The sequence below is a fragment of the Enterobacter sp. ZOR0014 genome (genome assembly GCF_000798855.1).
In the GTDB taxonomy this organism is placed as follows: Bacteria; Pseudomonadota; Gammaproteobacteria; order Enterobacterales; family Enterobacteriaceae; genus Enterobacter; species Enterobacter kobei.
The window spans coordinates 1-235 of the sequence record NZ_JTLF01000411.1 but is presented as its reverse complement, the minus strand read 5'-3'; the positions used below and the strand labels follow the sequence as shown (position 1 = coordinate 235).

Sequence of the window (235 nt, the reverse complement as noted above, 5' to 3'; positions counted from 1 at the left end):
CAATTGATTAAAAGTCAACTGCTCTACCAACTGAGCTAACGACCCATTCGGGTGCTGACTTCGAAGATTTTTACTCGGTACCACGTTTAAGTGGTGGGTCGTGCAGGATGACTCGGCTTCGCCTCGCCCTTCGGGCCGTTGCTAAAGCAACGTTATCCTTCACGTTTAATATCTGAGTAAGACATTAAAATTGGTGGGTCGTGCAGGATTCGAACCTGCGACCAATTGATTAAAA

General features: G+C 46.4%; 1 other RNA gene. It reads right to left on the bottom strand.

What is annotated here, in order from left to right:
- Positions 1–91: 91 nt before the first annotated feature.
- Positions 92–235, bottom strand: a non-coding RNA gene (locus L977_RS24225) — RtT sRNA; the annotation flags it as partial.